We start from the raw sequence: 19,522 nt of genomic DNA, 5'->3' as shown, positions 1-19,522 counted from the left end.
AAGCAGTTAAGCGTGATGATCGGGATCGATTCCACCGAATCGTGACCTGGTCACTCGGGAAGGCCTCTGCGACGAATGTGGCGTTCGTCCGGCTTCGGGAGATCTTGATTTGGCTAGGCTGCGTTCCTGCGGGAGACGGCGATCGGGCGGAGGACGAGGTGGCGGAGGAGGCGGCGCGGCTGCTGACGCGCTTCGGCCGCCGGTACGCGGCCGCCGTGCGGCTGGCGACGCTTGTCCCGATCTGCGGGATCGCCCTGTTTCGTGCGCCGCCCGAGCACTTCGCGGCCACCGGGGTCATGGTCGCCGTCGCGTTCGTCTGGACGTGCGGCTACGCGTGGTGGCTGCGCGCGGGGCGGGGCAGCCTGCCGGTGGCGCTCGACGTCCTGGTGCAGCTCGGGCTGTTCGGCGGAGTCTTCTGGACGGACGCCGTCGCGGACACCAACACCGGCTGGCTGCGGCTGCTGGTCACCTTCTTCTGCGTGACGTGCCAGTGGCACACCACGCCGCTGGTGGGCGGCGTGGCGGCGCTCGTGGCCGGCGGCGGAGCGGTGGCCGTCCTGGCCGCCGCCTCGGCGGCGACGGAGGATCCCGACCCGACCCTGGTCACGGGGACGATGTGGGCGGTGCCCGCGGCAGGGCTGTCCAGGGCGGTCTGGACGCTGGTCCGGCGCGCCGCCGCACGGGCCGACCGGATGGCGGACGAGGCCGCGCGGGCCCGCGCTCGGTCGCTGGTCGCCGCGGCCGTCCGCGCCGAGGAACGCGAGCTCGCCAACTCCCTGCACGACACGGCGGCGACGACCCTGCTGATGGTCGGCATCGGGCAGGTGCGCTCGGACGCCGGCTGGCTCGCCCCGCAGGCCCGCCGTGACCTGGACAGCCTGCGTACGGGCAGCGCCTGGGCCCCCACGCACCCCGGCCCCGCCGACCCGCCTCCCGGCGAGACGCTCACCCCCGGGCACTCCGGCCCGACCTCCGGAGGCTCCGGCCCGGCCTCCGGGGAGGCGGTCGCCGGCGAGCTCATGGATCTGGTCGGGATGCTACGCGCTGACCTGGAGGTGGTGCGGCTGAGCGTGGAGTTCGAGGCGCCCGCGCGGCTGCCGCTCCCGCCCGGCGTCGCCGCGGCCGTCGCCGGCGCGGCGCGGGAGGCCCTCGCCAACGTCCGCCGCCACTCGGGCACGACCAGGGCGACCGTACGGCTGAGCGGCGACGGCGGGCGGCTGCGGCTCGACATCGCCGACGAGGGAAAGGGGTTCCGCGTGCGGGACGTGCCGCTCACCCGGCACGGCGTCAGGGAGTCCGTACGCGGCCGGATGACCCGCGTCGGCGGCTCGGCGGACATCGTCTCCGCTCCCGGCGAAGGCACCCTGGTCCGGCTGGAATGGCAGGCGCGGCATGACTGACGCCACCGAGGAGCAGACCAGGAACCAGCTCGGCCACGGCCTGCGGATCGCCACCGCGACCGTGGCCGTGGCGATCGTGTTCGGACTCGGTCTGTCCAACCTGCTGCGCCACCTGGACTCCTACGAGCCCGCGTTCACCCAGTGGGCCGCGCTCGCGATGCTGGGCGTGCCGCTCGCGGGCGAGATCCTGCTCCTGGTCCGGCGGCGCCCGTGGGGCCGGACGCGCCGGGCCGCCGTCGCCCTGGTGCTCGCCGCGTCGGCGCTGTCGTACGCGACGCAGCCGGACGATCGCACCGCGACGGGCGTGGACTGGATCTTCGGCGCCGCCAACTGGGTGGGCCTGGTCGTGCTGCTCGACCGTCCGCTGCGGATCGCCGGGGCCTTCCTGGCCGCCCACGAGTTCCTCGCGCTGCTGCACCTGCTCCTGCTCGACGGCCCCAGCCGGGGTGCGCTGGCCCGGTTCGCGACCGGCTCGGTGACCGTGATCGGCTTTCCGCTGTGCGTCGCCGTGTCGGCCGCCGCCCTGCACGGCCTCAGCGCGGCGGCCGCGGCCTCCCAGCAGGAGGCCGAGCGGGTACGCGTCGCCGAGGCCGTCGCGGCCGAATCCCACCGGCGCAGGCGGCAGCGGCTCGCCGAACTGTCCACGTCCGCGATCCCGCTGCTGGAAGGGCTGGCCGACGGCTCGCTCCGCCCCGAGGACGCGGCGGTCCAGCGGCGCTGCGCGATCGAGGCGGCCAGGATGCGGCGGCTGTTCGCCGAGACCGACGCCGTCGCCGAACCCCTCATGCACGAGCTGCGCCACTGCGCCGACGTGGCCGACCGCAAGGGCGTGGTGGTGGAGCTGGAAGCACGCGGGCAGTGCCCGCCGCTGCCCGTGGCCGTCCGTCGCGATCTGACCGAGGCGGTGCTCACCGTGCTCGCCACCGCCGTCTCCCACGCGCGGGTCACCGTGGTGGCCGGCCCGGAGCTGGTGTCGGTCAGCGTCGTCGCGGACAGCGGCGAGGTGGAGCTGCCCGGCCCGGCGACTCCAGGCGTCCTCGTCGAGGCGTTGCACAACGACGACATCGTATGGCTGGAGGTCCGATGGCAACCGAGCATGGAACCGACGGGGGGACCGGTCGCGCGGCACAGTCTCCGACCCCTGTGAACGACGGGACGATCACCGCGGTCATCGTCGACGATCACGCGGCCATCGCCGCCGGGGTCCGGTTCTGGTGTGCGCAGGCGGTGCCGCCGATCGAGCTCGTCGACGCGCGCGACCGCCTGGCCGACGTCTGGACCGGCCCGGGGGCCGACGCCGACGTGGTGATCTTCGATCTGGAGCTGGTGCCGCACCGGCCCGACTTCGGCGAGCTGCGCAGGCTGGTCGACAGCGGCCGGCGGGTGATCGTCTACTCCCAGCACACCGACGACGCGACCGCGATCAAGTGCATCGACCTGGGCGCGCTCGCCTACCTGACCAAGCGCGAGGGCCCCGAGCACCTGGTGCCCGCGATCCGGGCCGCCGCGCGGAGCGAGTCGTACACGGCGCCGTCGCTGTCAGGGGCGCTCATCACCGACGACTCCCCCGACCGGCCGCGCCTGTCGCAGCGGGAGACCGAGGTGCTGCGGGCGTGGTTCGTGTCCTCGTCCAAGGAGCTCGTCGCCGCCAAGCTCAACATCACCGTCAAGACCGTGGACACCTACATCACCCGCGTCCGGGTGAAGTACGCCGATGTGGGGCGGAGTGCCCGTACCAAGAGTGAGCTGGTCGGCCGCGCGCTCGACGACGGCCTCATCACCCTCGCCGAACTGAACCGCACCGCCCCTCCAGAATCCGGCCCTCCGTGAGCCGGCCCTCCGTGAGCCGGCCCTCCAGAATCCGGGCGGACGCCGCCCGTGCGATAGGCTGCCCCGGCACGTGACCGCGTCGGCAGGGGAGGTTGATGAATATGGCTCGCCGAGAGCTTCGTCGGCATGCCCTTGACCGGGTCGCGCGAGTCTGAGAAGCGGCTCGCCGGCAGCGTCCCGGTCGTCATTCGACAACGACCAGGAGTGTCACGTGTCCACTTTTTTCATAACCGGTGCGGATCTGACCACCGACCGCCTCGTGCTGCGTCCATGGCCCGCCGGTGACCTCACCGCGGTCCTGGACGGCAGCCGCTCCGCCTTTTGGGCGGACGACTTCCCCGCCGAGGGCGACCGCGTGATCGCGGGCGTCATCCACGGGCAGTCCGATCTGGTCGGCGCGTACGGCCACCGTCAGATCGTCGAACGCGAGAGCGGGCTGGTGATCGGCTCCATCGGCCTGTTCTGGCCGCCGAGCGACGGTGTCGTGGAGCTCGGGTACGGGGTCGTGCCCTCGCGGCGCGGCCTCGGCTACGCGTCGGAGGCCACCCAGGCGCTGGTCGAGTTCGCCCTGACCGCGCCGGAGGTCTCCGTCGTGCGGGCCACGGTCGAGCTGACCAACCCCGCCTCGGTCCGCGTACTGGAGAAGGCCGGCCTCCGTCGCACCGGCGGTGACACGGCGACCGCCGAGTACCGCAGCGTCCGGTAAACGACGCTCTGCCGGGCAGCGGCGCCCTGGGTTGCGGCGCCCTGCCCGATCACGGCGCTCTGCCCGGTTGCGGCGACTCGGGCTGTGATGGCGGCTCCCCTCCCCCTCAGAGAAGAGCCGCCATCCCATCCTCCCGGGATCGGCGCGCCCTGTGCCGATCACCTGCTGGGAGACCGTATCCGGCGGCGGTATGCCGGAAGTATGCGCACAGGCGGCCCGGCCGCCACGAGCACGGCGGGTACCCGCAGCCGGGAAAGGGACGGCGAAGATGCACAACGGAGAGACAAGCAATGGCTAACCGCCTGTAATGTGGCGACTACCCAGGTTTGTCGGGGGCAGAGCAGGGGCCGGATGATGTGGGAGGACTCGCCGTACCCCATGCTGACGATCGACGCCACGGGTGTCGTCGCGCAGGCTAACGAGGCTGCCCGGCTGCTGCTCACCGGCACGACGGACGGTGAGCGGATGCCACGGACCGCACCCGACTGGCTCACCCGCGCCCACGGCGGGTCCCACGACGGGCCCCACGACGGGCCGCGCGCGGTCGAGGGCGAGATCGGCGGGCGCACCTTCCAGGCCCACCCCGTCCACTCCGACGGCGACCACGTCGTCTGGTGGCTCGTGGACGTCACCGAGCAGCGGCCGGAGGTCGCGGCGCGACCGGCCGAGCGGGAGTGGGGCGCGTGCATGGTGGAGGCCGCGAACGAGCTGCTGCCGTCGCTGAACCTCGATCGTTGCCTGGACTCCGTCGCCCGGCTGGCCGTCCGGTACCTGGCCGACGCCGCGTTGGTCGTGCTGCCGCTGTCCGGCCGTAAACAGCTGCTCACCTGGTACGAGCCGGACCGCGGCGTGCGGCGCGAGAGCGTGAGCGCCGACCCGCGGACGGCGCCGGGGCTCGCGGAGGCCCTGCAGTCCCTTCCGCCGGAGTCCGTCCACTGGATCGACCCGGCCGAGCTGCCCGCCTGGCTGCTCCCCCACCGGCCCGGCGAGCAGGGGGCCGAAGCGGTGACCGCCCTGCCCGGCGAGGGGTCCGTGGCGGTGACCACGCTGCCCGGCCACGGGCTGCCCGTGGGCGCGCTGGTGCTGCTGCGCCACGGACGCCCGGCCGGGTTCGCGGCCGGTGAGCAGGCGTTCGTGCGGCTGTTCACCGCACTGGCCGGGTCGGCGATCTCGGCCGCCCGCCTCTACACCGAGCAGGTGACCATCACCGAGGTCCTCATGGCCGAGTTGCTGCCACCGCCGACGCCACGGCTGCAGGGGGTGGAGCTGGCGGCGCTCTACCGGCCGGCGGGACCGGCCGAGCGGGTCGGGGGCGACTTCTACGACGTGCACGCCGTCACCGGCACGGGAGGCGAGTCGCTGGTGGTCCTCGGGGACGTGGCCGGCAAGGGGCTGGAGGCCGCCGTGCTCACCGGCCGCATCCGCAACACCCTGCGCGCGCTGCTGCCCCTGGCCGACGATCACCGGTGCGTGCTGGAACGGCTGAACAGCGTGCTGGTCAACGATGGTGATCCGACCCGTTACGTCACCCTCGTACTGGTCTCGTTCGAGCGGCACGGCCGGCGGGTCGCGCTGCGGGTGACCAGCGCCGGCCATCCGCCACCACTGATCATCAGGAACGACGGCCGCGTCGAGACGGTCCCCGCCGAGGGCACGCTGATCGGCGCGATCGAGGAGGTCTCCTGCGTCACCACGCCCGTCGTGCTGGAGCCGGGAGAGACGTGCCTGCTCTACAGCGACGGCATCATCGAGGCCAGGGGCGGCCCGCTCGGCCAGGAGTTCTTCGGCGAGGAACGACTGTGCGAGCGGTTGCACATGTGCGCGGGCATGCCGCCGGAGGCGCTGGCGGAACGCGTCCAGATGCTGGCCTCGCAGTGGGTCGGCGGTGGCGAGCACGACGACATGGCCGTCGTCGCCATCACCGCTCCCCGCGACGCCCCGGACAACGGGCCGCCCCAGAAGAGGTCAACGCAGAAGACGTCAGCGCAGAACACGTCAGCGCAGGGGGCGTCGGCGGGAGGAACGCGGTGAAGGACGACATCGAGGAGCGGGCCGAGGCGTTGTGGGCGGCGGCTACGGCCGGCGACGAGTACGCCGCCACCGGTGTGGCGATGGCCGCCCTCGACGCCGGCGTCCCCATGGAGACGTTGCTGCTGGACATCGTCGCGGCGGTGCAGTCGCGCGTCGGCCACGAATGGGCGGCCAACCGGATCACGGTGGCCCAGGAGCACACCACGACCGCCGTCAACGAACGCGTGCTCACCGCCCTCGCCGACCGCACCACCGAACGCATCGCCGACCAGGCGGCGGGGTTGGGGCGGGTGGCGGTGGCGTGCATCGACGGTGAGTGGCACGCGTTCCCCGCCCGGCTGCTGACCGAGGTGCTGCGGACCCGGGGATGGGACGTGGACTACCTGGGCGCGCAGGTGTCCACACCGCAGTTGGTCGCGCACCTGCACCGGACGAACCCCGACGTGGTGGCCCTGTCCAGCTCGCTGGCCGTCCGGCTGCCCGCCGCGCACATGGCGATCACCGCGTGCCGGGCGGCGGGCATGCCGGTGCTGGCCGGGGGTCCCGCGTTCGGGGCGGACGGCTGCTACGCCCGCCTGCTCGGGGCCGACGCCTGGGCGCCCGACGCGCGGGCCGCGGCCGACCTCCTGGCCGCAGGGCCGCTGCCCCTCCGCGGCCGTACCGTCCAGGACGACCTGCCGCACCTGGACGGCCGCGAGTACAGCCACGTGACCCGATCCGCCCCCGACCTGGTGCGAGCCGTCCTGGACGACCTGACCCGGCGACTCCCCGAGACCGCGTCCAGGAACGAGCAGCAGACCGAACCGCGAACGGAACAGCAGGCCGCGCAGCAGACCGAACCACGAGCTGAGCAGCCGGCGGAGCACCGGCCGACGCCCGGGCAGGGCGGGCGGTGGTTCGAGCAGACCGCCGAGGAGGTCGCCCACATCGTCGACTTCCTGCGGGCCGCCCTGTACGTCGAGGACCCCGAGATCCTCTCGTCCTTCGTGCGCTGGATGGCCGACACGCACGAGGCGCGTGGCGTCTCCCCCGCCCTGCTGCGGTCGATGCTGGAGTCGCTGGCCGCCCGTCTCACCGACTTCCCGCACGCCGTCGGCGCGCTCTCCCGAGCCGAAGCCGCACTGCGCCTCCCCCACCACACCGAGCCGCCCGGCGCATGACCAGACGGGCGACGGCGACCGTCCGGCCACCGGCTCGACGGACGCGGCTCAGGCGACTTCGACGGCGGGTTGCGGCCGCGGGAACAGGTCGTCGAAGACCGCCGCCCGGTCGAAGCGCATCGCGCGGGCACGGGCGCGCCGTTCGAGGTCGTCCCGCTCGGCCGGGGACATGTCCAGGACCACCCGGTCGAGGGCCGCGGCCAGGCCGGTGACGTCCTCGGGCGCGACGATGACGGCGGTGTCGCCGACCGCCTCCAGGGTTCCGCCCGTCATGGTGGTGATGATCGGCCCGCCGCCGGCCAGCATCTTCTCGGCCAGCGCGATCCCGAACGTCTCCACGAACTCGGGCACGGGCTTGGTCGGCAGGACGTAGGCCGCGCAGCCGCGCATGAGCAGCGCCTTCTCCTGGTCGTCGACGTCGGTCATGAAGACCACCCGCTCGTCGCCCGCGGCCATCGCGCGTACCTGCTCCAGATCGGGCCCGGTGCCGGCGACGACGAGCTTGACCCGCGACCGGCAGCGCGTCCTCGTGAAGGCGGCGATCAGGTCGTGGACACCCTTGGCCCGGGTCACCCGGGACAGGAAGAGCACGTATCCGTCACGTGAGAGGCCGCGTCGTTCGAGCGCGCCGTCCAGCCGCGCGGGGTCGTCCAGGCCGAGGAAGGCGGAGGAGTCGATCGGCGGGTAGCTGACGCTGACGCGGCGCCGGCACTGCTCGGCGAACGTGGTGCCGCATCGGGCGTCCACCTGCTCGGCGGAGGCGATGATCTCCTGCCGGGTGTATTCGGAGACGGCGACGACCTCGTCGTTGGCCAGGAACGTGGTGAACAGCACGGTCGCCGCCCCGAACCGGCCCTCCCGCAGGCATGACCGGATCACGTTCGTCACGTCGGAGCCGACCGCCTTGGCCACGGTCCGCACGTCGGGCGCGAACCCGGCCGCGCGTGCCGCCGCCACCGCGTCCACGACGACCGCGGTGTGCGGCGCGAGGTACATGGACAGGCAGACCGTGGGCACCGGCTCGGCGAGCAGCTCGACGAGCCGGCCGGTGAGCCCGGCCTGGTGGCGTCCGTCGGGAACCCGGTAGTCGCCGACCGCGTCCGGCCGCTCGACGGTGATCCCGGCGCTGTACGGCAGCAGCCGGTCCAGCGGCTTGAGCGGTAACCCGGCCGCCTGGAGCGCGGGAATCGGCCAGGTCAGCAGTCGTACGTCGGTGAACCCGCGGGTAAGGGCCACCTCGGCGAGATTGCGCGCCTCGCCGGAGTGGCCGCAGATGACCGGATCGGCCCTGACCACGATGACGAGACGGCGAGGGGGGTGGGTCATCGCGTTTCCTCCGGTGTCGCGGGCGGATGGGAGAGGGAGGGCGGGCGGACGTCGCGCCCCCACGCCGACGGCTCCGGCCCCAGCCGCAGGTGCAGCCGGCCGCCGCGATGCAGCGTGGTGGCGCTCAGGTGAGTCGCGTGCAGGGGCTCGCCGTTGAGCGTCGCCGCCTGGACGTACTGCGCCGGCGGGTCGCGGTCGAGGCCGTCGGCGCCGATCGGCGTCTCGCGGTGCCCGCTGGTCTCGATGACGAACTCGTTGTCACCGGCCCTGAGCACGGCCCGGTCGAACGCGGGCGCGTTGACGAGGAACAGGTTCTGCCCGGCGACGGGGAAGAGCCCCAGTGACGCCCAGACGTACCAGGAGCTCAGGCCGCCCGAGTCGTCGTTGCCCGGCAGCCCGCCGGGCCCGGTGCCGAACTGCCAGGTCAGCGCCGCCTGCACCACCTGGGCCGTGCGCTCGGGCCGGCCCGCGTAGTGGTAGGCCCACGGCGCCTCCATGTCGGGCTCGTTGTTCAGCCCCTCGAACCGGTTGAGCGCGTAGCCGGCCAGCATCTCCGCGGGAAGGGGGCGCCGGCCCGGCTGCCGCACCGGCGGGGCGCCGAACCCGAAGAAGCGGTCGAGTTTGCCGGCGAACGCCTCGTCGCCGCCGGCCAGGGCGATCCGCGCCGCCATGTCGTGCAGCAGCCGGAAGGAGTAGTTCCACTTGCCGCCCTCGTAGAACTCCGAGTCGCGCAGCAGCCCGGTGCCGGGGTCGAAGGCGTTGGACCACCGGCGGGCGCGGTCTTCCAGATCGTCGGCCAGGCCGCGGTCGTTGAGCGCTCTGGCGACCTGCGCCGTGCAGTGGTAGGCGTAGGCCAGGTCGAGGGTGTGCGTGATCGGGTGCACCAGGCCGTGCTCGAAGAAGTCCTCGCCGTACATCCGGCGCAGGTCGCCGACCATGTGCACGAGCGCCCAGTTCCAGTCGAAGCTCTCCCGGCCGAGCGCGTGGGCGTCGGCCAGCGCGGTGTGCACGAGCGCGCTGGCCTGCCGGAAGAACCGGTCGGCGCCGCGGGCCATGCGGTAGCCGATGGGGAAGTTGCCCTCCTCCTCGCACACCCTGATCAGCGATTCGAGCAGGTCGGCGGCCCGGCCGGGGACGATGGCGGCGAGCAGGGGGAGCTGCGTCTTGTAGATGTCCCACATGGTGCAGACGTCGAACGCGAACGGCCCCGAGGCCGGCCAGAACGGGCTCTCGTCGTCGGCGATGCACGGCTTGACGAGCGCGTGGTAGAGCGCGGTCGCCATCACGGTACGCCGGGCCGGGGTACCGCCTTCGACCTGGACCCGGCCGAGGTGGTCGGCCCAGCGTGCCCTGGTACGCCCGCGTACGGCGTCGAAGGCGGGCTGGGCGGCCCCGCACTCGCGTTCCAGGTTCCGCCGGGCCTGGTCGCACCCGCGCAGCGAGAATCCGAGCCGCACCTCGATGGTCTGTCCCGCCGTGGCCGGGCCCATGAAGAGCAGGCCGAAGGGCCGCAGGGTGGTGTGCCGGATGCTGTCGAAGTCGAGGCGGGTGCCGCCGTCGATGAGGCGCCGGTCGTACCAGAGCATCTGCCGCCAGCCCGGGCTGTCGACGTCGACGCAGACCGACAGCGGGACGCCCTCCATCACCACCGTGGCCTGGGCCCGGCCGTGCCCCACGCTCTCGACCTGCGCCCGCAGCGGCACGGTGCGGCCGAGTTCGATGTCGAGGCCGCCGCAGGACAGGTCGACGACGACGCGGGCGCTGCCGTGCTCGGGGAAGGTGTAGCGATGGACGGCCACCTTGGCGCCGACGGTCAGTTCGCAGCGGATCCCGGTGTCCAGGGTGGCCGCGTAGTAGCCCGCCTCCGCCACCTCGTCGCGCAGCGGCCACGCCTGGCCGAGCACGTCGAGTGCCTGCACCATCGGGGTGACCCGGACGTAGTTGTAGTACTTGCGGATCGCGCCGGTGCCGGACTGCTGGAAGTGGGTGAAGCCGGACGCCTGCAGCCGCTCGTACATCTCCTCGGGCACGCCCTCGGTGTTCTTGGCGTAGCGGCCGTAGCCGGTGGGGTAGGCCCCCGAGTAGGCGCAGGCCGACACCATGCCGAGCGGCGACGTGGCGCCGGGGTGGGTGTTTCCCACCTGCGGTTTCGGCCACCACCAGGTGGCGGCCAGACCGCGGGCGCGTGGCAGGTCGGTGGCCGCTGTGCCGATGAAGGGGTCAACGTTGTCCAGGATGCGGGGACTCTACCCAGCGTCACCTCACCGTAGGTTTCGCCGAGATGAAATCCTGTCCCACGAATCCGTCCGGCGGGTCAGCGGCGGGCCCGCCACTCGGGCGCGAGGACCGACCAGATCTCCACGTCCGCCCGTACGCCCCGGTGCGGATAGCTCTCGCGCAGCACCCCGTCCCTGGTCATGCCGAGCCGCCGGGCCACGGCGATGCTGGGCCCGTTGGCCGCCGAGACCATCCACTCCACGCGGTGGATGCCGCGCTCCTCGACGGCCCAGTCGATGATCACGCGTACGGCCCTGGTCACCAGCCCCTTGCCCGCCGCCGACGGCTCCAGCCAGCAGCCCGCCTCCGCGTTGCCCCGCGGGACGTCCATGGTGCGGAAGATGACTCCGCCGACGAGTTTGGCGTCGGCCCAGATGCCGTAGATGCGGGCGGTGTCGTCCACGGCCTTGAGCGCGTAATCCCGCAGGAAGTCCCGCGCCGACTCCAGGTCCTGGATCCGGTCGGGCAGCCCGACGTGCCGGCCGATGAACTCGCGCCCGCGCTCGATGTGGGCCAGGAACTCCCCGGCCTGCCACGGTTCGAGCGGGCGCAGCTCGGCGCCGTCGTCACCCAGGGACACCGCGAACATCACTCATCTCCAAAGATCGTCCTATAGGCGTACGGAAGTAACGTACGCCGCCGGTGACCTCCGGGGCCTCCGCTTTTACCGCCGGCCAGAGCGACCTTCGCACCCGTGCTCATATGAGCAAAATGTGGCTCAAGTGTTGCGATCAGTTTAAAAGCCGACTTACGGTGCGTTACCTACGTCACATACGGAGGCCCCTATGAGTGCATTCCGGTCGTTCTCAATCCCTGCCCTGCTCCTGGTCACCGCCTTGACCGCGTGCTCGGTGTCCACCTCCCCCGGTGGCTCAACCGATAGCTCCACCGGAGCCTCCGGGCAGAAGGACGACGGCCCCGTCGCCATCGGCTTCAGCCAGGCGACCCAGCAGTCCCCCTTCTACGTACAGCTGCGCGAGGGCGCCGAGGCCGCCGCCAAGAAGGCTGGTGGAACGCTCTATTTCGCCGACTCGGGCGGCGACGTCACCAAGCAGAACAACGACATCCAGGACCTCATCACCCGCCAGGTGGACGTCCTGCTGATCAACCCGGTCGACCCCAAGGGCGTCCAGCCCGGCATCGCCGCGGCCAAGGCGGCCGGCATCCCGGTCGTGACCGTGGACCGGCCGGTGCCCGAAGGCGCGGTCGCGCACGTCGGGCGGGACAACAAGGCGATGGGCGCGCTCGTCGGCAAGCGGCTGAGCGAGCAGCTCGGCGACAAGGGCGGCACCGTGATCGAGATCCGCGGTGACGCGGGCGGCGCGGTCGCGCGGGACCGCAGCGCCGGCTTCCACGAGGCCGTGGCGGGCAACCCCAAGATCAAGATCGTCGAGGGACCGTACTCGGACTACGTGCGCTCCAAGGCCGTCACCGCGATGCAGGACCTGCTCCAGGTCCACCCCGACGTCGCCGCCGTGTACGCGCACAACGACGACATGGCGCTCGGCGCGCTCCAGGTGCTGAAGGAGAACGGCAAGGACAAGGTCCTGGTCGCCGGGGTCGACGGCCTCATGGAGGCGGTCAAGCAGATCCCCCAGGGCCAGTACGTGGCCACCGCGCTCAACGACCCCATCTCCCTCGGCTCCAAGGCCGTCGAGACGGTGCTCAAGGTCCAGAAGGGCGAGCAGGTCGAGCCGAACATCGATGCCGGCACGGCGCTGATCGACACGGACAACGCGGCCGAGTACGCGGGCTCCGGCGAGTTCGCCCAGGCGACCAAGTAAAGCCCGGCAACCCACCAAAGCCCGGCAACCCAGGCCAGGCAACCCAGTAAGAAAGGCGCAAGGATGTCGGAAACCATGCAGGCCGCGGTGCTCCACGCCCCCGGCGACATCAGGGTCGAGCAGGTGCCCGTGCCGGAGCCGGGGCCCGGCGAGGCGCTCGTCCGCGTCGCGGCCTGCGGGGTCTGCGGCTCGGACGTCCCCCGCATGCTGCACGCGGGGGCGTACCACTTCCCGATCATCTGCGGCCACGAGTTCTCCGGCCACGTCGTACGGCTCGGCGCGGACCTGGCCGCCACCGGCCGCGTCCGCGAGGGCGACCTGGTCACGGTTCCCCCGCTGATCCCCTGTCACGCCTGCGAACCCTGCAGCCAGGGCCACTTCAGCCTGTGCAAGAACTACGGCTACTTCGGCAGCCGCCGGGACGGGGCGTACGCGCAGTACGTCACCGTCCCGGACGAGAACCTGATGGTGCTGCCCGCGGACCTCGACCCGCGCGCGGCGGCCATGCTGGACCCGGCCGCGATCGCGCTGCACGCCCTGTGGCGGACGAAGATGCGCGGCGGCAAGCGGGTCGCGGTGGTGGGCGCGGGCCCCATCGGGCTGTTCGCCGTGCAGTGGGCCAGGCTCGCCGGGGCCGCTGAGGTGCTGGTCGTCGAACTGAACGAGCAGAAGGCGGCCATGGCCACGGAGGCGGGCGCCACGCACACCGCGACCAGCGCCCAGGCCGCGGCGGAGACGGCCGGTGACGGCTACGACGTGGTCATCGAGTCCGCGGGCGTGCCCGCCACCGTCGACCAGGCCGTGGCGCTGGCCGCCAGGCACGGCGAGGCCGTGTTCATCGGCATCCCGCACGAGCCCGTGGTGCTGCCCAAGGCCACGTTCAGCTCGTTCCTGCGCCGCGAGGTCACCCTGCACGGGGCCTGGAACTCCTTCTCCGCGCCCTTCCCCGGCGACGAGTGGCGGGTGGCGGCGCGGTCGCTGGCCTCGGGCGACCTGGCCTGGAAGTTCATGATCACGCACGAACTGGGGCTGGACGCGCTGCCCGAGACGATCGCGAGCCTCGGCGACCGCTCGATCTTCAGCTCCAAGGTCCTCTTCCTGCCGAACGAGGAGTGACGATGGCTGCCTTCCTCGCCCTCGACCTGGGGACCGAAGGCGCCCGCGCGGCGGTCTACGGCGTCGACGGCACGCTCATGGGGTCGGGCGCGGATTCGTACCCGACCCGGTTCCCCCGGCCCGGCTGGGCCGAGCAGGATCCGGACGACTGGTGGCGGGCGGGCGCGCACGCCGTCAGGCAGGCGCTCGCCGAGGCCGGCGGCCCGGAGATCGACGGGGTCGCGGTGGCGACCACGGCCTCGACGGTGGCCGTGCTCGACCGGGACGGCCGCCCGCTGCGGCCGGCCCTGCTCTGGATGGACGGCAGGGCCGGTGAGGAGTCCGAGCTCACCGCCGGCACCGACCATCCGGTCCTGCGCTACTCCGGCGGCCGCGACGCGGTCGAGTGGCTGGTGCCCAAGGCCATGTGGCTGGCACGGCACGAGCCCGCCACCTACCGTGCCGCCGCCCGCATCGTCGAGGCGGTGGACTACATGGTCTGGCGGCTCACCGGGCGGTGGGCGGGCTCGCGGATGAACGCGGTCTGCAAGAGCAACTACGACCCGCGCGGCGCCGGTCATCCGCACGATCTGTACGAGGCGCTCGGCATCGGCGACCTGGCCGCCAAGCTGCCCGACGAGATCGTGCCCGTAGGCGACCCTGTGGGGCCGTTGGGCGCGCGGGCCCGCGCGGAGCTCGGCATCACGGGGCCGGCCACCGTCGTGTCCGGCGGGATCGACGCGCACCTGTCACTGCTGGCCGTCGGCGGCGGGCACGAAGGGCAGGTGTCGATCGTGTGCGGCACGTCCAACGCCTTCGTCACGGAGGTCGCCGAGCCGGTCTTCCCCGCCACCGTGTGGGGGCCGTACCCGGACGCGCTGCGCACGGGCCGCTGGCTCGTCGAGGGCGGCCAGGTGAGCGCGGGCTCCGTCCTGGCGTGGACGGGCGAGGGGCTCATCGGCCGGCCACGCGCGGAGATCGGCGGGCTGATCAAGGCGGCGGCGGAGCTGCCGCCGGTGGAGCACGGGCTGATCGTCCTGGACTACTTCATGGGCAACCGCACGCCGCTGCGCGACCCGCACCTGCGCGGCGCGGTGCTCGGCCTGACCCTGGCCAGCACGCCCGAGCAGGTCTACCGGGCGGCGGTGGAAGGCGTCGCGTACGGCACCCGCCAGGTCGTCGACTCCTTCACCGACGGCGGGATCGCGGTGGACGAGATCTTCCTGTCGGGCGGCATCCAGCACAACGAGCTGTGGCTGCAGACCACCGCCGACGTGCTCGGGAGGCCGGTCCACCTGGTCAGCGGCGACAACCTCACGCTGCGGGCCTGCTCGGTGCTGGCCGCGGCCGGCTCGGGCCGGCACGGCTCGCTGGCGGAGGCGGCGGCGCATTACGCGCCCAAGGTGCGCACGGTCGAGCCGGTCGCCGGGAACGTGGCGGCCTACCGGCACGGCTACGCCGACTACCGCGCCGCCACCGCCGCCACGACCGGCATCTCCCACCGCCTCAGTGGGAGGAGGCCGGGCGCATGAGCCGCGACGATCGCAGGAGGGTGACCGGATGAGCGACGACGACCAGCTCTACCAGGTGGCCGTCCGCTACTACGAGGCCGGCGAGACCCAGGAGCAGATCGCCACCGCGCTGCACCTCACCCGCTGGAAGGTGGGACGCATGCTGGCCGAGGCACGCGAGGTCGGCATCGTCCGCATCGAGGTGCTGCACCCGCGCTCCCGCGTCCGCACGCTGGAACGTTCGCTCAGGGAGCGCTTCGGCCTGCGGGACGCCGTCGTGGTCGCCGCGGTCGGCGGCGACGACGCCGAGCAGATGCGCGACCGCGTGGCCGCGGCGGGCGCCGAGCACCTGATGGAGATGCGGCCCGCGCCGAGCCTGATCGGCGTCTCCTGGGGCCGCACACTCGACCGGCTGGCCGGCGGGCTGACCCCCGGCTGGGCCACCGGCGTCAACGTGGTGCAGATCAACGGCGCGCTCAGCCGGTCGCGCCACCCCACCAGCGCGCACAGCATGGCCAGCCTGATGGCCCACCACGGCGGCGGCACCGCGACGCTGCTGGCCGCCCCGGCGATCCTGGAGCAGGAGAGCACCCGCGCGGTGCTGGAGAGCGACCGGGCCATCGCCGACGTGCTGGCCCTGGCCGCCCGGGCCGACCTGTTCCTGTTCAGCCCAGGCGGCATGGACAGCGACTCGGTGCTGGTGGACTCGGGCCAGATCGACGCCGCCCACCTGGCCAGGCTGGCCGGGGCGGGCGCGGTCGGCGACGTGCTGGGGCGCTTCATCGACGCCGAGGGCAGGATCGTCGATCCCGCCCTGGACGGGCGCACGCTCGGGCTCTCCCTGGACGTGCTGCGCTCGGCCACCACCTCCGTCGCGCTGGTCAGCGGCGCGGCCAAGCGCGCCGTGTGCCGGGCCGTCGTCTCCAGTGGCCTGTGCGACGTGCTGATCACCGACGACCACAACGCCCGCCATCTCCTGGAGGCCGCATGAGCACGGAACGCCTGCGCATGACCGGGATCGTCAAACGTTTCCCCGGCACCGTCGCCCTGGACGGCGTCGAGCTGGGCGTGCGTCCCGGCGAGGTGCACTGCCTGCTGGGCGAGAACGGGGCGGGCAAGAGCACGCTGATGAAGATCCTGTCGGGCTCGTACCGGCCGGACGAGGGGTCGATCCTGCTGGACGGGGAGCCGTACACGCCCGCCACCCCGCACGCGGGACTGGCCGCCGGCGTCGCGGTGATCTACCAGGAGCTGGACCTGCTGCCGGACCTCACCGTGGCGCAGAACCTGCTGCTGGGCCGCACGCCCAGGCTGGGGCCCTTCGTCCGCAGGGGAGAACGGGCGCGGCTGGCCCGCCTGGCGCTGGACCGGGTCGGCGCCCGCTTCCCGGTGACCGCGCGGGTCAGGGACCTGCCGATCGCGTCCCAGCAGCTCACGGCCATCGCCAAGGCCCTGACCGCGGACGCGCGGGTGATCGTCATGGACGAGCCGTCCGCCACGCTCGGCGAGAGCGAACTGCTCGCCGTGTTCGAGGTCATCAGGTCCCTCGTCGCGGAGGGACGGTCGGTGATCTTCATCTCGCACCGGATGGACGAGGTGATGGAGATCGGCGACCGCGCGACCGTGCTGCGTGACGGCCGCGCGGTCGGCGTCTACGACCTGGCCGTCACCGGCGCGGACGAGATCGTCGCGGCCATGATCGGCGAGGCCGGGGAGCTCGTGGGCGCCACCGACAGGCCCGCGCCCGAGGGCGAGCCGCTGCTGAGCGTCGAACGCGTGCACGTACCGGGCCTGCTCGACGTGCGCGGCATCGAGGTGCGGCCGGGCGAGGTCGTCGGGCTCGCCGGGCTCGGCGGCGCCGGCCGCACGACGCTCCTGCGGGCGCTGTTCGGCGACGTCAAGGCCCAGGTCTCGGCCCGCCTGGACGGCCGTCCGCTCAAGGTGGGCAGCCCGGCCGCGGCCGTGCGGGCCGGGCTCGCGCTGGTGCCGGAGAGCCGCAAGGAGCAGGGGCTGATGCTGGGCCTGTCGGTGAGCCGCAACGCCGCCGTCGGCGCGCTCGGCAAGGCGCCGTGGCTGCTGCCCGGCCGGCTCGGGCGGCGCCTGACCGCGCCCGCCCTGGCCGACCTCGGCGTCAGGTCAGCGGGGCCGGGGCAGCTCGTCGGCCAGCTCTCCGGCGGCAACCAGCAGAAGGTGGTGCTGGCCAAGTGGATCACCCGCGGCGGGATCAGGGTCCTGCTGCTTGACGAGCCCACGCGCGGGCTCGACGTGGGCGCCAAGGCCGACCTCTACCGCCAGGTGCGCCACCTGGCCGACCAGGGCGTGGCCGTCCTGCTCGCCAGCAGCGAGCTCAACGAGCTGACCGCCAACGCCGACCGGATCCAGGTCCTGTACGAGGGCCGCAACGTCGCGCGCTTCGATCCCCGGGTCAGCGCCGAGAACGTCATCGCGCACACCGTCATCACAGGAGCGACACCATGACCGCATCCATCGGATCCTCGGTGACCACGGCCACGGGGGAACGCGGCACGCGCTCGCGCCGCGGCGCCGACCTGATCGTCAAGTCCAATCTGCTGCTGGTCTTCCTCGGGCTGTGCGTGGTCGCCTCGCTGCTGGCGCCGCAGTTCCTCACCGGCCGCAACATCGCCAACCTGCTGCAGCAGTCGTCGCTGACCGGGATCGTCGCCATCGGCATGACCATGGTGGTGCTGACGGCGGGCATCGACCTGTCCGTGGGCAGCGTGGCGGCCTTCGGCGGGATGACGGTCGCGCTGCTCATGACCTCGGGCGTGCCGGTCCTGCCGGCGATCCTGCTCAGCGTGGTCGCCGGGGCGGCGTTCGGCGCGTTCATGGGCGGGATGTCGGCGTACCTGACGCTGCCGTCGTTCATGACCACGCTGGCCGGGCTCACCGCCGTGCGCGGGCTCACGTTCCTGCTGACCGACGGCAAGCCTGCCGAGGCCGGCGGGTCTGAGGCGTTCCAGCTGCTCGGCGGCGGGTTCATCGGCTACGTCCCGATCGTCGGGATCATCTTCGTGGTGGTCACCCTGCTCGCCGCCGGGATCCTGCGCGGCACCACGTTCGGCGAGTACGTCTACGCGGTCGGCAGCAACAAGGAGGCGGCCCGGCTGTCCGGGCTGCCGGTGCGCGGGGTGATCACGACCGTGTTCGCCGTGTCGGGCGGGCTGGCCGCGCTGGCCGGGGTGCTGCTCACCTCCCGCCTGACGGTGGGCCAGCCCACCGCGTTCAACGGGCTGGAACTGGACGCCATCGCGGCCGTGGTGCTCGGCGGCACGAACCTGTTCGGCGGGCGGGGCGGCGTGTTCGGCACGTTCGTGGCGGTGCTGCTGCTGTCGGTGCTGCGGAACCTGTGCAACCTGCTCGGCCTCGGCTCCTTCTTCCAGATGGTGGTGACCGGTCTCATCCTGCTGGTCGCCCTCGTGCTCAACCTGCTCATCGAAAGGCGTGGCGCCCGTGCCTGACACCCTGCCCGGCTCGCTTCGGGGTTATCTGCACGGACTGCCCGGTGTGGACGAGGTCGGAGTGGCCCGCAGAGCCGCCGACCTGTCCACCCGGTCGATCAAGACGACCGCGAAGCGGCAGGCGATCGACCTGGCCATCCGGATGGTCGACCTGACCACGCTGGAAGGCTCGGACACCCCCGGCAAGGTACGCGCGCTGGCGGCCAAGGCCGTGCGGCCCGATCCCGCCGACCCCACCGCGCCCTCGGTGGCCGCGCTCTGCGTCTACCCCGACATGATCGCCACGGCCGCGCAGGCGCTGGCGGGCACCGGCGTCGGGCTCGCCTCGGTCGCCACCGGTTTCCCCGCCGGGCGTACGTCGCTGGAGGTCAAGCTGGCCGACACCCGCGCGGCGGTGGCCGCGGGAGCCACCGAGATCGACATGGTCATCGACCGCGGGGCGTTCCTGGCGGGCGACTACGGCAAGGTCTTCGACGAGATCACCGCCGTCAAGGAGCAGTGCGGCCAGGCGCATCTGAAGGTCATCCTGGAGACCGGCGAGCTGGTCACCTACGACAACGTGCGCCGGGCGTCCTGGCTGGCGCTGCACGCCGGGGCCGACTTCATCAAGACCTCGACGGGCAAGGTCTCCCCCGCCGCCACGCTGCCGGTCACGCTGATCATGCTGGAGGCGGTCAGGGACTACCGGGCCGCGACCGGACGGCAGGCCGGGGTGAAGCCGGCCGGCGGCATCCGTACCACCAAGGACGCGACCCGCTACCTGGTGCTGGTCAAGGAGATCGCCGGGGACGACTGGCTGGACCCCGCCTGGTTCCGGCTCGGCGCGTCCACGCTGCTGAACGACCTGCTCATGCAGCGCACCAAGCTCGCCACCGGGCACTACTCCGGGCCCGACTACTACACCATCGACTAGGGAGAGGCGT

Annotated in this window: 16 protein-coding genes; 13 read left to right on the top strand and 3 right to left on the bottom strand. The window is 72.8% G+C overall.

The window, feature by feature from the left end:
- Window positions 1-158: 158 nt before the first annotated feature.
- The 6 genes from AB0C27_RS39860 (at window position 159) to AB0C27_RS39835 (ending at window position 7,127) form a co-directional block, all read left to right on the top strand.
- Window positions 159-1,400 (top strand): ATP-binding protein, encoded by a 1,242-nt coding sequence (locus AB0C27_RS39860; RefSeq protein WP_357855652.1) that lies wholly within the window; start codon window positions 159-161, stop codon window positions 1,398-1,400.
- Entirely contained in the window at window positions 1,393-2,547 is a 1,155-nt protein-coding gene (locus tag AB0C27_RS39855; protein WP_357855650.1) for a hypothetical protein, read from the top strand. The genes AB0C27_RS39860 and AB0C27_RS39855 overlap by 8 nt, the downstream gene beginning before the upstream one ends.
- Window positions 2,544-3,230, top strand: coding sequence for a response regulator transcription factor (locus tag AB0C27_RS39850; RefSeq protein WP_357855647.1), 687 nt, complete (start codon window positions 2,544-2,546; stop codon window positions 3,228-3,230). Before AB0C27_RS39855 ends, AB0C27_RS39850 begins: the two co-directional genes overlap by 4 nt.
- Window positions 3,231-3,441: 211 nt before the next feature.
- A complete protein-coding gene (locus tag AB0C27_RS39845) occupies window positions 3,442-3,936 on the top strand; it encodes a GNAT family N-acetyltransferase (protein ID WP_357855645.1) in 495 nt (164 codons plus the stop codon).
- A gap of 351 nt (window positions 3,937-4,287) precedes the next feature.
- Window positions 4,288-5,967 (top strand): SpoIIE family protein phosphatase, encoded by a 1,680-nt coding sequence (locus AB0C27_RS39840; RefSeq protein WP_357855642.1) that lies wholly within the window; start codon window positions 4,288-4,290, stop codon window positions 5,965-5,967.
- The gene (locus AB0C27_RS39835) at window positions 5,964-7,127 is read left to right on the top strand and encodes a cobalamin B12-binding domain-containing protein (RefSeq protein ID WP_357855639.1); all 1,164 of its coding nucleotides are present in this window, start codon (window positions 5,964-5,966) and stop codon (window positions 7,125-7,127) included. Before AB0C27_RS39840 ends, AB0C27_RS39835 begins: the two co-directional genes overlap by 4 nt.
- Before the next feature lie 48 nt (window positions 7,128-7,175).
- Here AB0C27_RS39835 and AB0C27_RS39830 read toward each other — a convergent pair whose 3' ends face one another.
- From AB0C27_RS39830 to AB0C27_RS39820, 3 genes are all read right to left on the bottom strand, one after another.
- Window positions 7,176-8,453 carry a glycosyltransferase gene (locus tag AB0C27_RS39830; RefSeq protein WP_357855636.1) on the bottom strand — a complete coding sequence of 426 codons (1,278 nt, stop codon included), beginning with the start codon at window positions 8,451-8,453 and terminating at the stop codon, window positions 7,176-7,178.
- Entirely contained in the window at window positions 8,450-10,666 is a 2,217-nt protein-coding gene (locus AB0C27_RS39825; RefSeq protein ID WP_357856372.1) for a glycoside hydrolase domain-containing protein, read from the bottom strand. Before AB0C27_RS39825 ends, AB0C27_RS39830 begins: the two co-directional genes overlap by 4 nt.
- Before the next feature lie 101 nt (window positions 10,667-10,767).
- On the bottom strand, window positions 10,768-11,319 hold the full coding sequence (locus tag AB0C27_RS39820) for a GNAT family protein (protein ID WP_357855633.1): 552 nt from the start codon (window positions 11,317-11,319) through the stop codon (window positions 10,768-10,770).
- 196 nt (window positions 11,320-11,515) lie between these two features.
- Here AB0C27_RS39820 and AB0C27_RS39815 point away from each other — a divergent pair, with 196 nt between their 5' ends.
- From AB0C27_RS39815 to deoC, 7 genes are all read left to right on the top strand, one after another.
- The gene (locus AB0C27_RS39815; protein WP_357855630.1) at window positions 11,516-12,514 is read left to right on the top strand and encodes a substrate-binding domain-containing protein; all 999 of its coding nucleotides are present in this window, start codon (window positions 11,516-11,518) and stop codon (window positions 12,512-12,514) included.
- Window positions 12,515-12,577: 63 nt separating this feature from the next.
- Window positions 12,578-13,630 (top strand): galactitol-1-phosphate 5-dehydrogenase, encoded by a 1,053-nt coding sequence (locus AB0C27_RS39810; protein ID WP_357855627.1) that lies wholly within the window; start codon window positions 12,578-12,580, stop codon window positions 13,628-13,630.
- A gap of 2 nt (window positions 13,631-13,632) precedes the next feature.
- Window positions 13,633-15,141 (top strand): FGGY-family carbohydrate kinase, encoded by a 1,509-nt coding sequence (locus AB0C27_RS39805; RefSeq protein ID WP_357855624.1) that lies wholly within the window; start codon window positions 13,633-13,635, stop codon window positions 15,139-15,141.
- Window positions 15,142-15,169: 28 nt separating this feature from the next.
- Complete coding sequence (locus AB0C27_RS39800) at window positions 15,170-16,111, top strand: sugar-binding transcriptional regulator (RefSeq protein ID WP_357855621.1); 942 nt, start codon at window positions 15,170-15,172, stop codon at window positions 16,109-16,111.
- Window positions 16,108-17,598: a sugar ABC transporter ATP-binding protein gene (locus tag AB0C27_RS39795; RefSeq protein ID WP_357855618.1), complete on the top strand. Its 1,491-nt coding sequence runs from the start codon at window positions 16,108-16,110 to the stop codon at window positions 17,596-17,598. Before AB0C27_RS39800 ends, AB0C27_RS39795 begins: the two co-directional genes overlap by 4 nt.
- Window positions 17,595-18,599, top strand: a complete 1,005-nt coding sequence (locus tag AB0C27_RS39790; protein WP_357855615.1) for an ABC transporter permease — start codon at window positions 17,595-17,597, stop codon at window positions 18,597-18,599. The genes AB0C27_RS39795 and AB0C27_RS39790 overlap by 4 nt, the downstream gene beginning before the upstream one ends.
- Window positions 18,592-19,512, top strand: a complete 921-nt coding sequence (deoC, locus tag AB0C27_RS39785) for a deoxyribose-phosphate aldolase (RefSeq protein WP_357855613.1) — start codon at window positions 18,592-18,594, stop codon at window positions 19,510-19,512. The genes AB0C27_RS39790 and deoC overlap by 8 nt, the downstream gene beginning before the upstream one ends.
- Window positions 19,513-19,522 lie beyond the last annotated feature (10 nt).

The sequence above is a fragment of the Nonomuraea sp. NPDC048882 genome (assembly GCF_040649755.1).
Classification (GTDB): Bacteria; Actinomycetota; Actinomycetes; order Streptosporangiales; family Streptosporangiaceae; genus Nonomuraea; species Nonomuraea maheshkhaliensis.
This window is presented reverse-complemented; position numbering and strand designations above follow the sequence as displayed.